Here is a 17,516-nt window from a genome sequence, read left to right on the forward strand (position 1 = left end):
CCATTCGCTCATCCTGGAGTGTGTCGGATGAGCGAAGCAACGCCTGGAACAACAACCGACAGCAAACCGGCGACGTTCCATCTCCCCGTCGCCGAAGAGCAGGTCGAAGGCTTGCCGCCGGGCTTTGGGGACGGCATCGCCGGCAAGGCTGCCTTCGCCATCGCCGTCGCCTTTTCGGTGTTCCAGATATACGTCGCGGTCTATGGCAGCATTCCGAGCCAGGTGGTGCGGGCGATGCATGTCGGCTTCCTGCTGCTGCTCGGCTTCGCGCTGATCGCCAATCTGCGCGCCAAAAGCGTGCCGGCAAAAACCCTGTTCTGGGCGCTCGGCGTGCTCGGCTTCGGCACCGGCCTCTATAACTGGGTGTTCTACACCGACCTCATCCGCCGCTCCGGCTTCCTCACCGTGCCGGACCTGGTCGTCGGCGCGGTGCTGGTGGTGCTGGTCTTCGAGGCGGCCCGGCGGCTGATGGGATTGCCGCTGGCGATCATCGCCTTCATCTTCCTCGCCTATTGCTTCGTCGGCAATCATCTGCCGCCGCCCTTCATCCATCGCGGCTATGATTTCGCCCAGCTCGTCGACACTTTCGCCTACGGCACCGAAGGCATTTACGGCACGCCGATCTATGTCTCGGCCGCCTACATCTTCATCTTCGTGGTCTTCGCCGCCTTCCTCGAGCGCGCCGGCATGATCGCGCTGTTCAACGATTTCGCGCTTGGCCTGGTCGGCTCGTGGCGGGGCGGGCCGGCGCAGGTCTGCGTCCTGTCCTCGGCGCTGATGGGCACCATCTCCGGCTCCGGCGTCGCCAATGTGGTGGCGAGCGGCCAGTTCACCATCCCGCTGATGAAGCGCTTCGGCTTCCGGTCGGCCTTCGCCGGCGCCGTCGAGGCGACCTCCTCGATGGGCGGCCAGATCATGCCGCCGGTGATGGGCGCGGTCGCGTTCATCATGGCCGAGACGCTGAACATCCCCTATGCCGAAGTGGTCAAGGCGGCGATCATCCCGGCGCTGCTCTATTTCGGCGCCTGTTTCTGGCAGGTGCATCTGGAAGCCGGCAAGGCCGGCCTGCACGGCATGGCCAAGGCCGAACTGCCCAATCCCTGGGATGCCGTGCGCCAGCACTGGCCGCTGGTGCTGCCGCTGGCGGCCCTCATCTATCTCCTGTTTGCCGGCTACACACCGATCTTCGCGGGCACGATGGGCCTGGCGCTGACCATCGTGCTCATCCTCGGCACGCCGCTGGCGGCCCTGATCGGCCCGCTCGCCTTCCGCGTCGTCTTCTGGCTGGCGCTCGGGCTCGCTGCCGCCTCGTTCATGCGCTTCGGCGTCAACATTCTGGGCCTCGTCATCGCCGCGCTCGTCGTCGCCTGCTTCGCCTTCAAGGGCGGGCGCGAAACGCTGCGGATCTGCGTGGATTCACTCGCCGAAGGGGCCAAGAACGCGCTGCCGGTCGGCATCGCCTGCGCTATCGTCGGCATCGTCATCGGCACGCTGACGCTGACCGGCATCGCCTCCACTTTCATCGGCTGGATCATTTCCATCGGCGAGGACAATCTGTTCCTGTCGCTGGTGCTGACCATGCTCACCTGCCTGGTGCTCGGCATGGGCATTCCGACCATCCCCAATTACATCATCACCTCGTCGCTGGCCGGGCCGGCGCTGTTGTCGCTCGGCGTACCGCTGGTGGTCAGCCACATGTTCGTCTTCTATTTCGGCATCATGGCCGACCTGACGCCGCCCGTGGCGCTGGCCGCCTTCGCTGCCGCACCAATGGCCAGGGAGAGCGGCCTCAAGATCGGCATCCAGGCGACCAAGCTTGCCATTGCCGGCTTCGTCGTGCCGTTCATGGCGGTCTATACACCGGCGCTCATGCTGCAGGATCCCGGCCCGATCGCCGCCCAGTTCGGCTACCCCGTCGAGGTCGCCTACATCGTCGTCAAGGCGTGCATGGGCATCGTGCTGTGGGGTGCCGCCGCGGTCGGCTTCCTTGCCAGGCGCATGGCGTGGTGGGAACGGCTCCTCGCCTTCTGTGCCGGCGTGCTGCTGGTCGCGGCGATCCCGCTCACCGACGAGACGGGCTGGGCACTGTCGTTCGCCTGGATCGGCTGGCATTTCTGGCGCGCGCGGCGGGTGATGGCCAAGGCATGAGCCTGTGTATCCTTGCCGCGGGCAAGACGGTGACGCTGGCGGCCGCCGCCTTCACCCTGTCCTGGACGCATTCGGTGGAGCGCACGCGCTGGGAGGAGCACTGGAAGGTAACGCCTTCCGGCCTGCAAGTCACCGAGGCGCGCATAAAGGGCTCGGGCGCCGGCATGGAACCACCGGAGGGCGCGGTGCTGCGAGACGGCTGGTGGGCCTATGCTCCGAAGGTCGGGCCGCAGCGAAACCTCGCGCTCGCCGCCTCCGGCGCGACAGGTGATGGTTGGACATTGTGCACAGATCAGGGTTGCCGAGAACTCGGCAAGGTGGCCGGCGGGACGATTGTGCTGGAGCCGTGTGCGCCGGACGGCGCGGGCCTGCCGCGGTAGCGCACGATCATCCCGGCTGGAGCAAACGCTGTCGAAGACGGTCAGCGGATGGCTTACATCGAAGGGTATTCAGAAGGACGGCTTGGACTGGCCGACTGGACTGGGGCCCGACTGGACTGGAGAAGGTCGCTCACGCGGGCCTCGGCGGCTCGTGTCCTGAGACATTAAGCCGGCGAAGGCGGTCTCAAAGCCGCGACGATGTCGCGCGCCGCCGATCGGCGAAGGCCGGGCGCTCGGCGCGATAGGTGGTGGCGCGCGACTCGGCGTCCGGCCTGCAGATGCGGCTGTTGTGTCGGCTCTCGAAAGTCATGGTCAGTGCGCGCCCAGCGAGGTGCCGCGACGAGCGCAGGCCGGACCTGGCCCGCGCATGTAGTAGCGCTCGGGCCGATAGGTCGGCGCGACGAATTCGCGGATGGCTGCGGCATAGCCGATGAGGTGCGTGAGGAAGTTCATTTTACTTGGTCCCTGTCCCGACTTTCGGGTGTCCCTTCCGAATTGCGGAAATCATAGCGTCGAGGCGTGAATAGTCGGTGAACGCGATGTTAATTTCTGGTCGAAAACCCGTCGCTTCATGGCCGGAATGCGGCTGATTCGGGGTCTTTCCACGCCTTTTGTCGCCATTTCGTCGTGTGTGACTTTTGCATCACATATGTTTCGTTTGAATGTCGCCTGGGTGCGATTGCGTTTCAGCTTTCGCCCTGGCGGGAGAATTTCCTTGCTCGCCGCCGCAAGTCCGGAACCCCGCCCGGAACGAGACGTTGATTCTTCGTGCCGGCATGGCCGGCCCATGGGGCCGCCGACCTGCGGCCCCACGCTAACCCGCAACCGCAAGAGCAAAGGAAGGGCCGCAATCATGGGCTTCTTTTCGAAGGACATCAAAACCCTGGACGATCTCTTCGTGCACACGCTGCGCGACATCTATTATGCCGAAAAGCAGATCGAGAAGGCATTGCCGAAGATGATCGACAAGGCGACGGATCCGCAGCTGAAGGCCGGCTTCGAGAAACATCTCGAGCAGACCAAGGGCCATGTCGAGCGCGTCGAGCAGGTGTTCGAACTGCACGGCGTCAAGGCCAAGGAGGTCAACTGCCCTGCCATAGACGGCATCCTCGAGGAAGCCGACGACGTCAGCGGCGACGTCGACGACAAGGAGGTGCTGGACGCGGCGCTGATCGCCTCGGCGCAAGCGGTCGAGCACTATGAGATGACCCGCTATGGCACCTTGATCGCCTGGGCCAAGCAGCTTGGCCGCAGCGACTGCGCCAACGTGCTGGCCAAGAACCTCAAGGAAGAGCAGGCGACGGATCGCAAGCTGACCGAAATAGCGGAAAGCAAGATCAACCTGCAGGCCGCCGAATAGGGGCTGAAAGCCGGGGCCGGCGGCAATCGCGCCGGCCTTGGCAGACCTGATTGGAACCGTTGGGGTCGTCGCCCGTTCCAGCCTGATCTTTCTCTACAGGAAATCATCATGGCGCCGCGTCCCGCCTGGAGAGGCTATCTGAAGCTTTCGCTGGTCACCTGCGCCATCGAACTGACCAATGTCGTCACCCATGCCGAGAAGGTCTCTTTTCGCATCCTCAACCGCGAGACCGGCAACACGGTGAAGCGGATCTATGTCGACGCCGAAACCGGCAAGCCGCTTGAGGATGGCGACGAGATCAAGGGCTACGAGGACGACGATGGCAATTTCATCCACATCGAAGAGGACGAGATCGAGGCCATCCAGATCGAGTCCTCGCACACGATGAACCTCGACGGCTTCGTCGACAAATCCTCCATCGAACAGATCTATCTCGATACGCCCTATTACGTCGCGCCGGCCGACAAGGTCTCGCAGGACGCTTTCGCCGTCATCCGCGACGCGATGGCCGGCAAGAAGATGGCGGGTCTGGCGCGCATCGTGCTCTATCGGCGCGAACGTCCCGTGGTCATCGAACCGCTTGGCAAGGGCATGGTGCTGACGACCTTGCGCTACGACAACACGGTACGCCAGCCGGACACCGTCTTCGACGACATCGGAGCGGTGAAGACGGATCAGGAGATGACCGATCTGGCCGAGCTCATCATCGACAAGAAGAAAGCGAAGTTCGATCCCTCGAAATTCGAGGACAAATACGAGGATGCGCTGCTCGAACTGATCCGCGCCAAGAAGGCGGGCCGCAAGGCGCCGAAGGCCAAGGCGGCGCCCAAGCCGTCCAATGTCGTCAATCTCTTCGATGCGCTGAAGAAGAGCCTTTCGTCGGATGGCGGATCGGGCGAACGTCGCGGCAAGGCCTCGGCGAAAGCCAAGCCGGCGGCCAAGCGCGGCAAGCCGAAAGAAGCCGCGCCCAAGCGCAAATCGGCGTGAGGACACGAAGCGATGGCTAGCCTCGAACAATATCATGCCAAGCGCGATTTCAGGAAAACCGCCGAACCCCCAGGCAAGGTCGCCCGCGGCAAGAAGAGCGACGCCGGCGGCATCTTCGTCATCCACAAGCACGCCGCGACCCGGCTGCATTACGACCTGCGCCTCGAACATGCCGGCGTGCTGTGGAGCTGGGCGGTAACGCGCGGCCCGAGCCTCGATCCGCACGAGAAACGGCTGGCCGTGCATGTCGAGGACCATCCGATCGATTATGCGCCGTTCGAGGGCACCATTCCCAAGGGCGAATACGGCGCCGGCTCTGTCATCGTCTGGGACGAGGGCACATGGGTGCCCGAGGGCGATCCGGCCAAGGCGATGAAGAAGGGCCATCTCAATTTCGAGCTTAACGGCCACAAGCTGCACGGCCGCTGGCACCTGGTGCGGCTGAGACCGCGCCCCGGCGAGAAGCGCGACAACTGGCTGCTGATCAAATCGGACGATGGCGCGGCGCGGCCGGGCGAGGATATCCTGGAGGAAGCGCCGAAATCGGTGAAGTCGGGCCTGACGATCGAGGAGGTCGGGGCGGGCAAGGCCGCGAAAGGGGAAAAGGCGAAAGTCTGGCATTCCAACAAGCCTGCGGCCACCAAGGCGACGGCCGGACACGCAAAGCGCCTCGACTTCATCGAGCCGCAACTGGCCACGCTCGAGCGGGAAGCGCCGCCGGGCGAGGACTGGCTGCACGAGGTCAAGTTCGACGGCTATCGCATGCAGGCGCAGATCGCCGGCACGGACGTGCGGCTGCTCACCCGCACCGGCCTCGACTGGACGAAGAAGTTCGGCGACGCGATCGTCGCCGAACTCGCCGGATTGAAATGCACCAACGCCATCATCGACGGCGAGATCGTGGTGCTGGCCGACAGCGGCGTCTCTTCCTTCGCGCTTTTGCAGGCGGACCTGTCGGCGAAGCGCACGGACCGCTTCATCTACTACGTCTTCGACTTGATGCGGCTGAATGGGCGGGACCTGCGCCGCGAGCCGCTGGTCGAGCGCAAGCAGGCCTTGCAGGAATTGCTGGCCGGCCAGCCGGAGGAGTCGGCGGTCCGCTTCAGCGACCATTTCGCCGAGCCCGGCAAGGTGATGCTCGAGCATGCCTGTCGCATGGGACTGGAAGGCGTCGTCTCCAAGCGCGCCGACGCGGTCTACCGCAGCGGTCGCGGGCCGTCCTGGGTGAAGTCGAAATGCACGCTGCGACAGGAGTTCGTCATCGCCGGCTACCTGCCGTCCGACAAGACCGGGCGCGGGCTGCGTTCGCTGCTGCTCGGCTATTTCGAGGCCGGCAAGCTACACTATGCCGGCCGGGTCGGCACCGGCTTCTCGACCGGCGGCGCCAATGCCCTGAAGAAGAAGCTCGATGCTCTGCAAACGAAGTCGTCGCCCTTCGACAAGGCCGTGCCGAGGGGCAAGGGCCTGGTCTGGGTGAAGCCGGAGCTTGTCGGCGAAGTGGAGTTCCGCAGTTGGACCTCCGACCGTATAGTACGCCACGCCTCGTTCCAGGGGCTGCGCGAAGACAAGCCGGCGGAGGAAGTCGTGCAGGAAAAGCCGAAGACACCGACAGGCAAGAGCACGGCCCGGGCCAAGCCGGCGTCAGGCGGCGCAACGCCGGCAAGGGCAACCACCACGGTGAAGCTGTCCCATCCGGACAAGCTCCTGTGGCCCGACGAAAAGATATCCAAGCAGGGGCTGCTGGACCATTACGCGCTGGTGTGGCCGCGCATGAAACAATTCGTGGTCAACCGCCCGCTCAGCTTGGTCAGGGCCCCTGATGGTGTCGGCGGCCAGCGCTTCTTCCAGAAGCATGCCTCGCCCGGCATGCATGACAAGATCGAGAAGACGAGGGATCCCACGGATGGCGAGGAAATCCTGTTCATCCGTGACTTCGACGGCATCGCAGCTCTTGTCCAGCTCGGCGTGGTCGAGATCCACATCTGGGGTTGCACCATCGACGAGCTCGAACGTCCCGACCAGATCGTCTTCGATCTCGATCCCGATGAAGGGGTCGACGTGAAGGCGGTGCGGGCGGCGGCGCTCGACATAAGGGGCAAGCTCGACGAGCTGTCGCTGCCCAATTTCGTCAAGACATCGGGCGGCAAGGGCTTTCATGTCGTGGTGCCGCTGAAGCCGTCGGCCAATTGGGAGGAGGTGAAAGGCTTCGCCCACGATTTCGCGCGCGCGCTGGAACAGGGCGCGCCCGACCGCTACACCGCGACGCTGTCGAAGAAGGCGCGCACCGGCAAGATATTCGTCGACTATCTGCGCAATGGCAGCGGCGCGACCACGGTCGCGCCCTACTCGTCGCGGGCCAAGAAGGGTGCCACGGTGTCGATGCCGGTGACCTGGGACGAGATCGAGGCCGGCCTGCCGCCGAACGCATTCCCCATCGGCGACAAGACGACGCTGAAGCAGCTCGCGGAAGCCGATCCCTGGAAGGATTTCTTCAAGAAGGGGAAGGCGTTGAAGCGGGGGTAATTCTGGCCGCATCTGAAGCGCAGCGATCCTTCGTGCCTGTCCCGCCGGCAAATCGATGCTGGCGACAGCGTCGACGCCTCAAGCCAAAAACACTTTCTCGAACGCCTGTTTGCCGGGCGGCGAAAAAATCACGGCGCGGCTGTCCTTCTCCCGGCGCGCCCATTTCTCGGTGAGGATCTTGTCGAGGATGGCGGCGCCCAGCGTGCCGGCGAGATGCGAGCGCCGTACGCTCCAGTCGAGGCAGGCGCGACACACCGGCCGCCGGGCCTTTGCCTCCACATCGATGCCCATCGCCGCGAAATGCGAGGCGGCCGAAGGCGCCAACCGGATTTCGCCGCGGTCTCGCAGCAGCAGCCGCCGGTCGATGAGACGGTCGAGCATCGCCACCGCCTGCTCGCCGGCAAGATGATCGTAGCAGACGCGCGCCACGCGCATCGCTCCGTCGCGCGGGCCCGGCCGCACGCGCTTGGGGCCGATGGCTTCGGCGACGCCGGCGATGGCTTCGATCATTTCAGCCACCTGCGGCCCGGCGAGTCCGTAATAGCGATGCCGGCCCTGGCTTGCCACGGTCAGCAGCCCGCCTTCCATCAGTTTCGACAGATGCGAGGAGGCGGTCGGCATCGATACGCCGGCCTCGAGCGCCAGTTCGCTCGCGGTCAGCGCCGTGCCGCCCATCAGTGCGTTGAGCATGTTGGCGCGGGCCGGGTCGCCGACCAGGCTGGCGATGCGGGCAATATCGGGTCCTTCACGCATAGTTTCATCCCTATCGAAGCATTCTCGCCAGATAATCACTATCCTTCGCTCAGCTCAAGGAGCGCTGACGATGCTCCTGACAGGAAACCGCTTAGCACAACGGCGTAGGCGACGTTTCGACAGAGATCGAATTATCTGTGCGCCAACTCAGGAGACCGAAATGACCATTACCTGCTTCATCCGCTACGAGATCGATCCGTTCGGCAAGGCCGCGTTCGAGGAATATGCCCGTAACTGGGGCCAGCCATTCCGCGCTGCGGCGCCGACCTGATCGGCTACTACGCGCCGCATGAAGGCTCGGCCACGACCGCCTATGCCGCCTACAACATAGAAAGCCTGGCCGCCTACGAAGCCTATAGGGCCCGGCTTGCCGCCGACCCGGCCGGCAAGGCAAACTACGAATTCGCCCGCCGTGAAAAATTCATCCTCAAGGAGGACCGCATGTTCCTGAAACTGGCGTCCGGCCCGCACGCGAAGCTGGTGTTGCCGTGATCGCCGTCATCTTCGAGGTCGAGCCGGCCGCGGGCAGGCGCGATGCCTATCTGGGCATCGCCGCCGAGTTGCGGCCGCTGCTTGAAAGCATCGACGGCTTCATCTCGGTCGAGCGCTTCCAGAGCCTCGCCAATCCGGACCGCATCCTGTCCCTGTCGTTCTGGCGCGACGAGGAAGCGGTGAAGGCCTGGCGCAACACGCAAGAACACCGGCAGGCGCAGCAGGCCGGGCGCGGCGGCATCTTTGCCGGCTACCGCCTGCGCATCGCGCACGTCGTGCGTGATTATGGGTTGAGTGAAAGGCAACAGGCGCCGGTCGATAGCCGGGCCGTGAACGGGTAACACCTTTCCCTTCTCCACAGGAGGAGGAGAAGGGAGGGCGTTATGCGTTGCCGATCAGCACGCCTGCCGCGAACACCAGCGCACCGCCGAGCACCACCTGGAAGGCGGCGCGCAGGAAGGGTGTCTGCATGTAGCGGTTCTGGACGAAAGCGATGGCCCAGAGTTCGAAGAACACCACCACGGCGGCAACCGCTGTCGCCGTCCAGAAATGCGGGATCAGGTAGGGCAATGCGTGGCCAAGGCCACCGGCCGCTGTCATGACACCGGTGGTGATGCCGCGCTTTACCGGCGAGCCGCGGCCCGAGAGCTTGCCATCATCGGAAGCGACTTCGGTGAAGCCCATCGATATGCCGGCGCCGATCGAGGCGGCAAGCCCGACAAGAAAGGTCTGCGATGTATCATGCGTGGCAAACGCTGCGGCGAAAATCGGCGCCAGCGTCGACACCGATCCGTCCATCAAGCCAGCCAGTCCCGGCTGAACATAGGTCAGGATGAACTGGCGCTGCTCGGCCGCCGCTTCCTCGTCCTTCACGTCGCCCGGCACATGCTTCTGCTCCAGGCGCTGCGCCAGCGTCTCGTGCCCCTGCTCCGCCACCGCCAGATCGTTGAGCAGTTTTCGTGTCGAGGCGTCGGTGGTACGCTTGGCCGCCTCCACGTAGAACAGGTAAGCCTGCCGCTCCATCGCCTCGGCCTGGCTGCGCACATGCTCGATGCCAAGCGGTCTGACCAGCCAGTCGGGCTTTCGCTCGTAATAGCCCTTCACATGTTCGCGCCGGATCAGCGGAATGCGCTCGCCGAAGCGCTTGCGATGAAGTTCGATCAGCGAGTCGCGATGGCCATCCTCTTCCTCAGCCATCTCCTCGAACACTTTCGCCGATTGCGGAAAGCTCTCGGCCAGCCCGTCGGCATAGGCGCGGTAGATGCGCCCGTCATCTTCCTCGGACGAAATGGCCAATGCCAGGATCTCCTGTTCGGAGAGCGATTCGAAGGGACGGCGGCCGAAGCCGAAAACACGGGAAAGCATGAGGAAATCACCCTAGTTTAGAATTGTTCTAAACTAAGGTTTGCTGCCGCATCGGTCAATCGTGCGTCTGGGCGGCAGTCAAGATTTGTTGAAGCAGCCCATTCGGCGCCGGCCCTTCATTATCGGCAAATGTTCACTTATATACCCGGACTTGAGCCAGGAACCGAGGAGGCCTCCGCCGATGACAGCAAAGCCCCACGCACACCATTTCGACCCGAAACCCGTGCTCGATCTCATCGCCAGCATCGAGGCCGACCTGCAGCGCCTGAAAGGCCTGGTCGAGCAGCAGGTCGAGAAGTTCGACCCCGCCAACCCTCACAACAAGACCCCCGACGGCAAGCTGACCGAGGAAGGCGTCGAGTGCTGCTACCGCATGTTCGACGAAGGCAAGTCTCGCTATTCGGTCTCCCAGCAGATGAAGATTTCCTTCGCCGCCGCCACCCACCGCTTCAATGCCTGGCGCAAGGCCGGCGGCAACAAACGGAAGCGGACGTTGTTGGGGTGAGGGTTGAACTGGACGGACCGGCAGGCAGGTGACGGCCAGCACTGCCGGCCGTCGTGACTCCAAACCTTGTGACGGTTACATTTTTTTGTTGGCCTCGCGCGGCCCTTTGCGTGCACCATGGCCGGACCACATCTACAGGATCCGCCATGACCACGCCTCCCGGCATCGCCGATATCCACGCCGCCGCCGCCCGGCTCTCCGGCCTTATCGTGGAGACGCCACTGATCGAATCGCCCGAGCTCAACAGCCGCTTCGGCGGCCGCATCCTGTTCAAGCCGGAGACGCTGCAGCGCACCGGCTCGTTCAAGTTCCGCGGCGCCTACAACAAGCTGTCCTCGCTATCGGCCGAGGAGCGCGGCCGCGGCGTGGTCGCCTTTTCCTCGGGCAATCATGCGCAAGGCGTTGCCGCTTCCGCCGCCATGTTCGGCGTCAGGGCGGTCATCGCCATGCCGTCGGATGCGCCGGCCATGAAGATCGGCAATGTCCGCAAGATGGGCGCCGAAGTGGTCGCCTTCGATCGCGTCCGCGAAGACCGCGTGGCCGTGGTTCGGCCTTACGTGGAGAAGGGCATGGTCCTGGTGCCGCCCTATGACGATCCCGCCATCATCGCCGGCCAGGGCACGATCGGCCTCGAATTGCTGCGTCAGGCCAAGGCGCTTGGCGTGAGCCTCGACGCCGTCATCGTTCCCTGTGGCGGCGGCGGGCTGAGCAGCGGGATTTCGATCGCGGTCAAGGACGGTTCGCCCGCCACCGCCGTCTGGGCGGCAGAGCCGGAATTTTTCGACGACACCAGCCGGTCGCTGGCCAAGGGCGCCAGGGTAGCGAACGAGCCCGGCCACACCTCGATCTGCGACGCGCTTCTCGTCGCCGAGCCGGGCGCGCTCACCTTCGAGATCAATCGCAGGACGCTGGCCGGCGGCATTGCCGTCTCGGAGGAGGCGACGAAGCAGGCCATGCGCGACGCCATGGCCCATCTCAAGCTGGTCGTGGAGCCCGGCGGCTGCGTCGGGCTGGCGGCGCTCTCGTCGGGCAGGATCGACTTGGCCGGCAAATGCGTGGCCGTGGTGCTCTCTGGCGGCAATGTCGATTTCGACGCCTATGCCAAGATCATGGCTGCTGCCGCCTGACGCCCGCCCCGCATGGCAGGGCGGGCAGTCTTTGTTGTTTCGCAATTCCGGATGGAAACCGCTGCGCACTTTTCCTGGAATTGCCCCAGTGCCGTCAGTCGATGACCTTCACGATGCGACGGGTTCCGGGATCGACGAGGACGGTTTGACCGTTGACGACGACATAGCGGTACTGCACATCAGGAACATCGATCGCATGCAGCTCCACAGTGTCCGGCAAGGTCGAGCCGATGGCCAGCTGGACGCCCAGCAGGTCGACCGAGGCGATCGGCTTCTTGTGCACATATTCGCGGATAACGGTCTCCTGCTGCGGCTCGATGATCACGTCCTGAGCGGCGGCGGCACCGATGCCGGCCGCAAGCAGAAGCCCGGCCGCGGTGGCGGAAAGATACAGTCTCATCATTGCCTCCATTGCTGGTCGATAGAGCGCGATACACTTGCAAGTCTGTGCTCTATCTCGTTGTTTTGATGGCATTCCGCATGCCGCCGGATGATCCGGCCGGACTTCGAGATGCCAAAGGCTTCGCTTGCACTGAGGGGGCCGTCTTGGCCCGCAAGTGGCAGCGGCGAGGCTGATCGACAACGCCGGGGCAGAAGCATGGTTCCAACGGGAGGGTCCAGGGTTCGATGGAACCCTGGACCGCCCCAAGGGCTGTTTTCAGTCCAGCGTGCGGCGGAAGCGGACAAGGGCGACGCCGGCAAACAGCGCCACGAACACCACCAGCCAGCCGATCTCCACGGCCACCGCCGGCAGCTGCGCGCCCTTCAGCATGACGGCACGGGTAATGCGCAGGAAATGCGTGAGGGGAAAGATCTCGCCAAAGATCTGCGCCCAGCCCGGCATGCCGCGATAGGGAAACATGAAACCTGAAAGCATGATCGACGGCAGGAAGAAGAAGAAGGTGAGCTGCAACGCCTGCATCTGCGTGCGCGCGACGGTCGAGATCGTGTAGCCGAGCAGCACCAGGGACAGCACGAACACCAGCACCGCCGACAAGAGCAGCGTCATCGATCCCGTGAAGGGGATGGCGAACAGAAGCTTCGACGCCGCCAGCACCACCACGACCTGAACCGCGCCGACCGCCAGATAGGGCAGCACCTTGCCCAGCATGATCTCGAGTGGGCTCGACGGCATGGCGAGCAGGTTCTCCATCGTGCCGCGCTCTGTCTCGCGCGTCAGCGCGATCGAGGTCATCATCACCATCGTCATCTGCAGGATGACGCCGAGCAGGCCGGGGACGATGTTGTATTGCGAGATGCCCTCCGGATTGTAGCGCCGGTGCACGACCACATCGAGCTGGCCCCGGGCGGCCTCGGCGGCGGCCTCCTGCATGCCTTGCGCTCTGAGCAGCGCCTGGCCGGCGACGGTGCTGAGCGTCGAGATGGCGCCGCTGGCCACCGCCGGGTCGGTGGCGTCGGCCTCGATCAGGATCTGCGGATTGTCGCCGCGCTCCACCCGCCGCGCGAAATCGGCCGGAATGGTGACGACGAAGGCGACGTCGCCGCGCGCCATCAGGAATTCGGCCTCCTCGGCACTTTGCGCCCCATGGTCGAAACGGTAGTAGCCGGTCGTCTGCAGCGCCGAGACCATGGCGCGCGTATAGGGATCGCTGCTCGTCGCCACGAGTGCCGCCGGCAGGCTCTTCGGATCGTTGTTGATGGCGTAGCCGAACAGCACCAGCTGGATCAGCGGCACGCCCAGCATCATGGCGAAGGTGATGCGGTCGCGGCGCATCTGTATGAACTCCTTGATCAGCAGCGCGCCGAGCCGGGCGAAGGAGAAGACCGCGTTCATGCCATGTTGTCCTTCGAGCCGGACATGAACTGGATGAAGACGTCCTCGAGGCTGGTTTCGCCCGGCGCCACCGTCACGCCCTTGTGTTCCTGCTCGACATCGGCCAGCGCCGCCTCCAGCTTCTTCCTGTCGGCTCCCACGACATGCAGCGTCGCGCCGAACGGCGCCACCTGGTCAACGCCCGGCCGACCCTCAAGCGCTTGCGCCACCTGGTCGAGGCGCGGGCCCTGCAGGACGAAAGTGGTCAAGCCGGCATTCCTGACTACCTCGGCGACGGTGCCCGTCGCCAGCATCTTGCCGTAGGAGATATAGCTGATGCGGTGGCAGCGCTCGGCCTCGTCCATATAGTGCGTGGAGACCAGCACGGTCAGCCCGCCGTTGGCCAGCCGGTGGATCTCGTCCCAGAACTCGCGCCGCGCCTTGGGGTCGACGCCGGCCGTCGGCTCGTCGAGCAGAAGCAGCTTGGGCTTGTGCATGATGCAAGCGGCCAGCGCCAGCCGCTGCTTCCAGCCACCCGACAGCGTACCGGCGAGCTGGTTGCGGCGTGTCGTCAGGCCGAGTTCCTCCAGGGTCCTGGCGACATGCGCCTCGACCGGCCTCAGCCGGTAGAGCCGCGCCACGAATTCGAGGTTCTCGCCGATCGTCAGATCCTCGTAGAACGAGAATTTCTGCGTCATGTAGCCGACCTCGCGCTTGATGCGCAGGCTGTCGGTGAGGATGTCGAAACCCAGCACCGTGCCTTCGCCCTCGTCCGGGGTCAGCAGGCCGCACATGATGCGGATGGTGGTGGTCTTGCCCGAGCCGTTGGGGCCGAGGAAGCCGACGATCTCGCCTTCCGCCACCGTCATCGTGACATGGTCGACGACGGTCTTGTCGCCGAAGCGCTTGACCAGGCCGTGCACGTCGATGACGTTCATTTCCCTGAAACCGCCAGCTCGACGTCGACGATCTGGCCCGGCTGCAAGGCGCCGGCGCTGCCCTCCGGCCGCGCCTCGACGAGGTAGACCAGCTTCTGCCGGTTCTCCAGCGAATAGATCACCGGCGGGGTGAATTCCGGATCGGGCGAGACATAGCTGACGCGCGCCTTCACATCCGGGCCGCAGCCGTCGCAATGGACGCGAAGCAAGGTGCCGACCTTGACCGAGGAGAAGGCGGCTTCCGGTATATAGACGCTGAGCTTCACCGCGCCGTCGGGCAGCACGGAGATGACGGGCGCAGTCGGCCCTGCCGTATCGCCCGGATTGCGGATGACGTCGTTGACGCGGCCCGGAGAAGGGGCGGCCAGGGTGCGCTTGGACAGCCGCCACGCCGCTTGGTCGAGCGCGGCCTGCGCCTGCTTGACCTGACTTTCGGCGGCCTTGATCGTCTCGGGACGCGCCGGCAGGCCGCCGGCGGCGAGATTGGCCTGCGCCTGTCCGACCTGCGCATTGGCCGTCTCCAGCGTGGCCGAGGCGGTGTCGTAGTCGGCCTGCGTGCCGGTGCCGCGCTTGAAAAGGTCGGCGGCGCGGTCGTATTTGCGTCTGGCATCGTCAGCCTGCGCCTTGGCCATGTCGACCTGGGCCTTGAGGGCGGCGATTTCTTCCGGCCGCTTGCCCACCTGCAGATCGGCAAGCTGCGCCTGCGCCTGGGCGAGACTTGCCGTGGCCTGTGCGACCGCGATTTTCGCGTCGGCGTTTTCCAGCGTCACGATCGTGGTGCCCGATGTGACGCGATCGCCGCGCTTGACGGCGACGGTCTCGACCTGCGCCACCTCGATCGGCGCCAGCAGCACATAGTCGCCTTCGACATAGCCGACGGCCAGCGGCGAAGCCGGTGCGCAGGCGCCGAGGAGCTGAGCGGCAAGCGGCAGCGAACAAAGAAAGCTCATCGTCTCGATCCCTTCCGGGCGGCCAGTATGGCGCCGAGGTTGTCCGATGTGACGGCCGCCACCTTGGCGGCCTCGGCGGCGCCGATCTCGCGCCAGCCCATGCGGCGCATGACCGCCTCGCGGCCGATGCGGAAATAGAGGACCTGTCCGATCAGCGTGAACACGGTGAGCCGGGTCGCCTCGCTCTCGGCCGCCTCGCCGGTCGCCTGTTCCCAGAGTAGGCACAGGCGCCGATGCGTCGGCTCGAAGACGCCGTCATAGATGCGGTCGAGCGCCGCGGTCGGATGCGAGAGCTCGCGCAGCACGAACTGCACGATCTCACCGGCTTGCGGCTGCGCCACGACGAACGCCACCATCCGCTCCAGCGCCGCGAACAGCTGTGCCCGCGCCGTCTCGGGGTTCGGGGTTGCCGGCGCCCGCGCCTCGCCGAGTGCCTGGCCGGCGACCGCTTGTATGGTGTCCACGATATGGTCGGCGGCGGCGAGGCGCAGCCCCTCCTTGCTGCCGAAGTGGTAGGCGATGGAACCGATATTGGCCTTGGCCTCCGCCGCGATCTCGCGCGTGGAGGTGCCGTCGAAGCCTTGTCTTCCGAACAGCTTGAGCGCCGCGCGGACCAGGGCTTCACGCGTCATCTCCGCGGCGGGCGGCTCGCGGCGGGGAGTTCGGGCTTCGGGCGGCTTGATCATGTGGGATACTTTAATCAATCGATTGATTAAAGTCAAATCCCGTCCCGGACATGGCTTGCCATGCCGGCTCGCGCGGGCTTTAGTGCGCGGCCATGGGCAAGGAAGTCGAGCGCAAGTTCCTGGTCTCCGGCACGGCATGGCGGGATCTGGTCGAGGCGGACATCCGCATTCTCCAGTTCTATCTCGCCGCCGCGCCGGGACGCACGGTGCGCGTGCGCATCAGCAACGGCGCCTCGGCCAGGCTGACGCTCAAATTCGGCAGCACGGCGCGCGAGCGCGACGAATTCGAATATCCCATTCCGCTGGCCGACGCCGTGGAGATGCTCGGCTTCGCCATCGGGCGTGTCATCGAGAAGACACGTCATCATGTTAGGCATGGCGGCTATCTCTATGAAGTCGATGTCTTTGGCGGCGCGCTGGCGGGGCTTGTGATGGCCGAACTCGAGACACCGGACGATGTTCCGGACGAAATGCTGCCAGACTGGCTCGGCCGCGAAGTGACTGGCGAACAGAAATTCTATAACGCGTCGCTCGCCCTCGGGGGGATTCCGGAGATCGCCGCATGAGCTTTCGCATCGATCCGCGCCTGCCCCTGACCGGCGAAGTCAGGCGTATCCTGGCCGAGGAAATCGGCAAGGCGCTTACTCATCTCGACATGGCGCGTGACACGCCGGAACAGGGACTGCACAAATGCCGCAAACGGCTGAAGAGCGTGCGCGCCTTGTTGCGTCTGGTTCGTTCCGGTGACGAAACATTCTGCCGCACGGAAAATGAGTGTTACAGGCAGGTCTCGGCATTGCTCGCCGGACCGCGCGAGGCGACCGCCTTGATCGAGACGATCGACCGTCTGGCCGATGCCTTTCCGGGGCAAAGCGCCGGTGACGGCCTCGGCCCCGCCCGCGATCGCCTGGTGATGCGCCAGCACGCGCTTCACGCCGGCGCCGGTCTCGATGCGGCCATAAAAGCTGCCATCGCCGCCTGCCAGGAGGGCCTCGAACGGGTCGACGGGCTGTCCTTGCCGGACCAGCCGGAGCAGGCCGCCGACATTCTGGCCGAAGGCGCCCGCACCATATTGCGGCGCGCACGCAAAGCGCTGGACAAGGCGGGCTCGAGCGGCGAGGCCGAGGATTTCCATGATCTGCGCAAGGCGGCCAAGACCCACAGCATGCATCTGTCGCTGCTCGGCCGCCTGTGGCCAACGCCAATCAAGGCTCGTCGCAAAGCGGTCGACAAGCTCGCAGAGCAACTCGGCGAACTGCACGACGTCTTCGTCATGCGCGCGATGCTGGATGCCGGCGGCGAGCCGCTTGGGCCGCCCGGCGATACGAAACTCCTTGGCAAACTCCTGAAGCATTCCGAAAAGAGCCTGAGGAAATCCTGCCTTGCCGAGGCGGCCGAACTGTTCGGCGACAGTCCCAGGCGCTCAACGAAGAAGCTGGCCCGCAAGGCGCGCGACGATCTTGCCGGCGCTCCGCCTGCGGAGGAATTGGCGGCGAGGTGACGAGAGCCTTTGCGACATGGGCCGGGC

At 64.9% G+C, this 17,516-nt stretch carries 18 protein-coding genes and 1 pseudogene; 11 read left to right on the top strand and 8 right to left on the bottom strand.

The window, feature by feature from the left end; all coding sequences use genetic code 11:
* Positions 1–27: 27 nt before the first annotated feature.
* Positions 28–2,148: a TRAP transporter permease gene (locus tag LB533_RS03000; RefSeq protein ID WP_224676600.1), complete on the top strand. Its 2,121-nt coding sequence runs from the start codon at positions 28–30 to the stop codon at positions 2,146–2,148.
* Complete coding sequence (locus tag LB533_RS03005; RefSeq protein ID WP_140639449.1) at positions 2,145–2,528, top strand: DUF1850 domain-containing protein; 384 nt, start codon at positions 2,145–2,147, stop codon at positions 2,526–2,528. Before LB533_RS03000 ends, LB533_RS03005 begins: the two co-directional genes overlap by 4 nt.
* Positions 2,529–2,840: 312 nt before the next feature.
* On the opposite strand, the gene LB533_RS03010 is transcribed toward LB533_RS03005, so the two are convergent.
* Positions 2,841–2,981: a hypothetical protein gene (locus LB533_RS03010; RefSeq protein ID WP_013892047.1), complete on the bottom strand. Its 141-nt coding sequence runs from the start codon at positions 2,979–2,981 to the stop codon at positions 2,841–2,843.
* Between the two features lie 400 nt (positions 2,982–3,381).
* On the opposite strand from LB533_RS03010, the gene LB533_RS03015 reads away from it, so the two are divergent.
* The 3 genes from LB533_RS03015 to ligD all read left to right on the top strand — a co-directional run bounded on the left by LB533_RS03015 (position 3,382) and on the right by ligD (position 7,398).
* The gene (locus LB533_RS03015) at positions 3,382–3,888 is read left to right on the top strand and encodes a ferritin-like domain-containing protein (protein WP_140639448.1); all 507 of its coding nucleotides are present in this window, start codon (positions 3,382–3,384) and stop codon (positions 3,886–3,888) included.
* Positions 3,889–3,996: 108 nt separating this feature from the next.
* Positions 3,997–4,875, top strand: a complete 879-nt coding sequence (locus tag LB533_RS03020) for a Ku protein (protein ID WP_140639447.1) — start codon at positions 3,997–3,999, stop codon at positions 4,873–4,875.
* A 12-nt stretch (positions 4,876–4,887) separates the two neighbouring features.
* Positions 4,888–7,398: a DNA ligase D gene (ligD, locus tag LB533_RS03025; protein ID WP_224676601.1), complete on the top strand. Its 2,511-nt coding sequence runs from the start codon at positions 4,888–4,890 to the stop codon at positions 7,396–7,398.
* Between the two features lie 78 nt (positions 7,399–7,476).
* On the opposite strand, the gene LB533_RS03030 is transcribed toward ligD, so the two are convergent.
* Positions 7,477–8,151: an ArsR/SmtB family transcription factor gene (locus LB533_RS03030; RefSeq protein ID WP_224676602.1), complete on the bottom strand. Its 675-nt coding sequence runs from the start codon at positions 8,149–8,151 to the stop codon at positions 7,477–7,479.
* Between the two features lie 160 nt (positions 8,152–8,311).
* Between LB533_RS03030 and LB533_RS03035 the strand changes: the two are divergent.
* Positions 8,312–8,643: pseudogene (locus tag LB533_RS03035) on the top strand (NIPSNAP family protein).
* The gene (locus LB533_RS03040) at positions 8,640–8,984 is read left to right on the top strand and encodes an antibiotic biosynthesis monooxygenase family protein (protein ID WP_224676603.1); all 345 of its coding nucleotides are present in this window, start codon (positions 8,640–8,642) and stop codon (positions 8,982–8,984) included. The pseudogene LB533_RS03035 and the gene LB533_RS03040 overlap by 4 nt, the downstream one beginning before the upstream one ends.
* Before the next feature lie 40 nt (positions 8,985–9,024).
* Here LB533_RS03040 and mbfA read toward each other — a convergent pair whose 3' ends face one another.
* Complete coding sequence (gene mbfA, locus LB533_RS03045; protein WP_140639442.1) at positions 9,025–10,008, bottom strand: iron exporter MbfA; 984 nt, start codon at positions 10,006–10,008, stop codon at positions 9,025–9,027.
* Between the two features lie 181 nt (positions 10,009–10,189).
* On the opposite strand from mbfA, the gene LB533_RS03050 reads away from it, so the two are divergent.
* Both LB533_RS03050 and LB533_RS03055 read left to right on the top strand, forming a co-directional pair.
* Positions 10,190–10,513: a hypothetical protein gene (locus tag LB533_RS03050; protein ID WP_140639441.1), complete on the top strand. Its 324-nt coding sequence runs from the start codon at positions 10,190–10,192 to the stop codon at positions 10,511–10,513.
* Between the two features lie 146 nt (positions 10,514–10,659).
* Positions 10,660–11,640: a threonine/serine dehydratase gene (locus LB533_RS03055; protein ID WP_140649524.1), complete on the top strand. Its 981-nt coding sequence runs from the start codon at positions 10,660–10,662 to the stop codon at positions 11,638–11,640.
* 94 nt (positions 11,641–11,734) lie between these two features.
* Here LB533_RS03055 and LB533_RS03060 read toward each other — a convergent pair whose 3' ends face one another.
* From LB533_RS03060 to LB533_RS03080, 5 genes are all read right to left on the bottom strand, one after another.
* On the bottom strand, positions 11,735–12,040 hold the full coding sequence (locus tag LB533_RS03060) for a DUF1236 domain-containing protein (protein ID WP_140491773.1): 306 nt from the start codon (positions 12,038–12,040) through the stop codon (positions 11,735–11,737).
* Positions 12,041–12,298: 258 nt separating this feature from the next.
* Positions 12,299–13,435, bottom strand: coding sequence for an ABC transporter permease (locus LB533_RS03065; RefSeq protein ID WP_224676604.1), 1,137 nt, complete (start codon positions 13,433–13,435; stop codon positions 12,299–12,301).
* Entirely contained in the window at positions 13,432–14,352 is a 921-nt protein-coding gene (locus LB533_RS03070; RefSeq protein WP_224676605.1) for an ABC transporter ATP-binding protein, read from the bottom strand. Before LB533_RS03070 ends, LB533_RS03065 begins: the two co-directional genes overlap by 4 nt.
* Positions 14,349–15,302: an HlyD family secretion protein gene (locus tag LB533_RS03075; protein ID WP_224676606.1), complete on the bottom strand. Its 954-nt coding sequence runs from the start codon at positions 15,300–15,302 to the stop codon at positions 14,349–14,351. Before LB533_RS03075 ends, LB533_RS03070 begins: the two co-directional genes overlap by 4 nt.
* The gene (locus LB533_RS03080) at positions 15,299–15,988 is read right to left on the bottom strand and encodes a CerR family C-terminal domain-containing protein (protein ID WP_224676607.1); all 690 of its coding nucleotides are present in this window, start codon (positions 15,986–15,988) and stop codon (positions 15,299–15,301) included. Before LB533_RS03080 ends, LB533_RS03075 begins: the two co-directional genes overlap by 4 nt.
* A 92-nt stretch (positions 15,989–16,080) precedes the next feature.
* On the opposite strand from LB533_RS03080, the gene LB533_RS03085 reads away from it, so the two are divergent.
* On the top strand, positions 16,081–16,554 hold the full coding sequence (locus LB533_RS03085; protein WP_140491763.1) for a CYTH domain-containing protein: 474 nt from the start codon (positions 16,081–16,083) through the stop codon (positions 16,552–16,554).
* Positions 16,551–17,489 carry a CHAD domain-containing protein gene (locus LB533_RS03090; RefSeq protein WP_224676608.1) on the top strand — a complete coding sequence of 313 codons (939 nt, stop codon included), beginning with the start codon at positions 16,551–16,553 and terminating at the stop codon, positions 17,487–17,489. The genes LB533_RS03085 and LB533_RS03090 overlap by 4 nt, the downstream gene beginning before the upstream one ends.
* Positions 17,490–17,516 lie beyond the last annotated feature (27 nt).

Source organism: Mesorhizobium sp. BR1-1-13 (genome assembly GCF_020165515.1).
GTDB lineage: Bacteria > Pseudomonadota > Alphaproteobacteria > Rhizobiales > Rhizobiaceae > Mesorhizobium.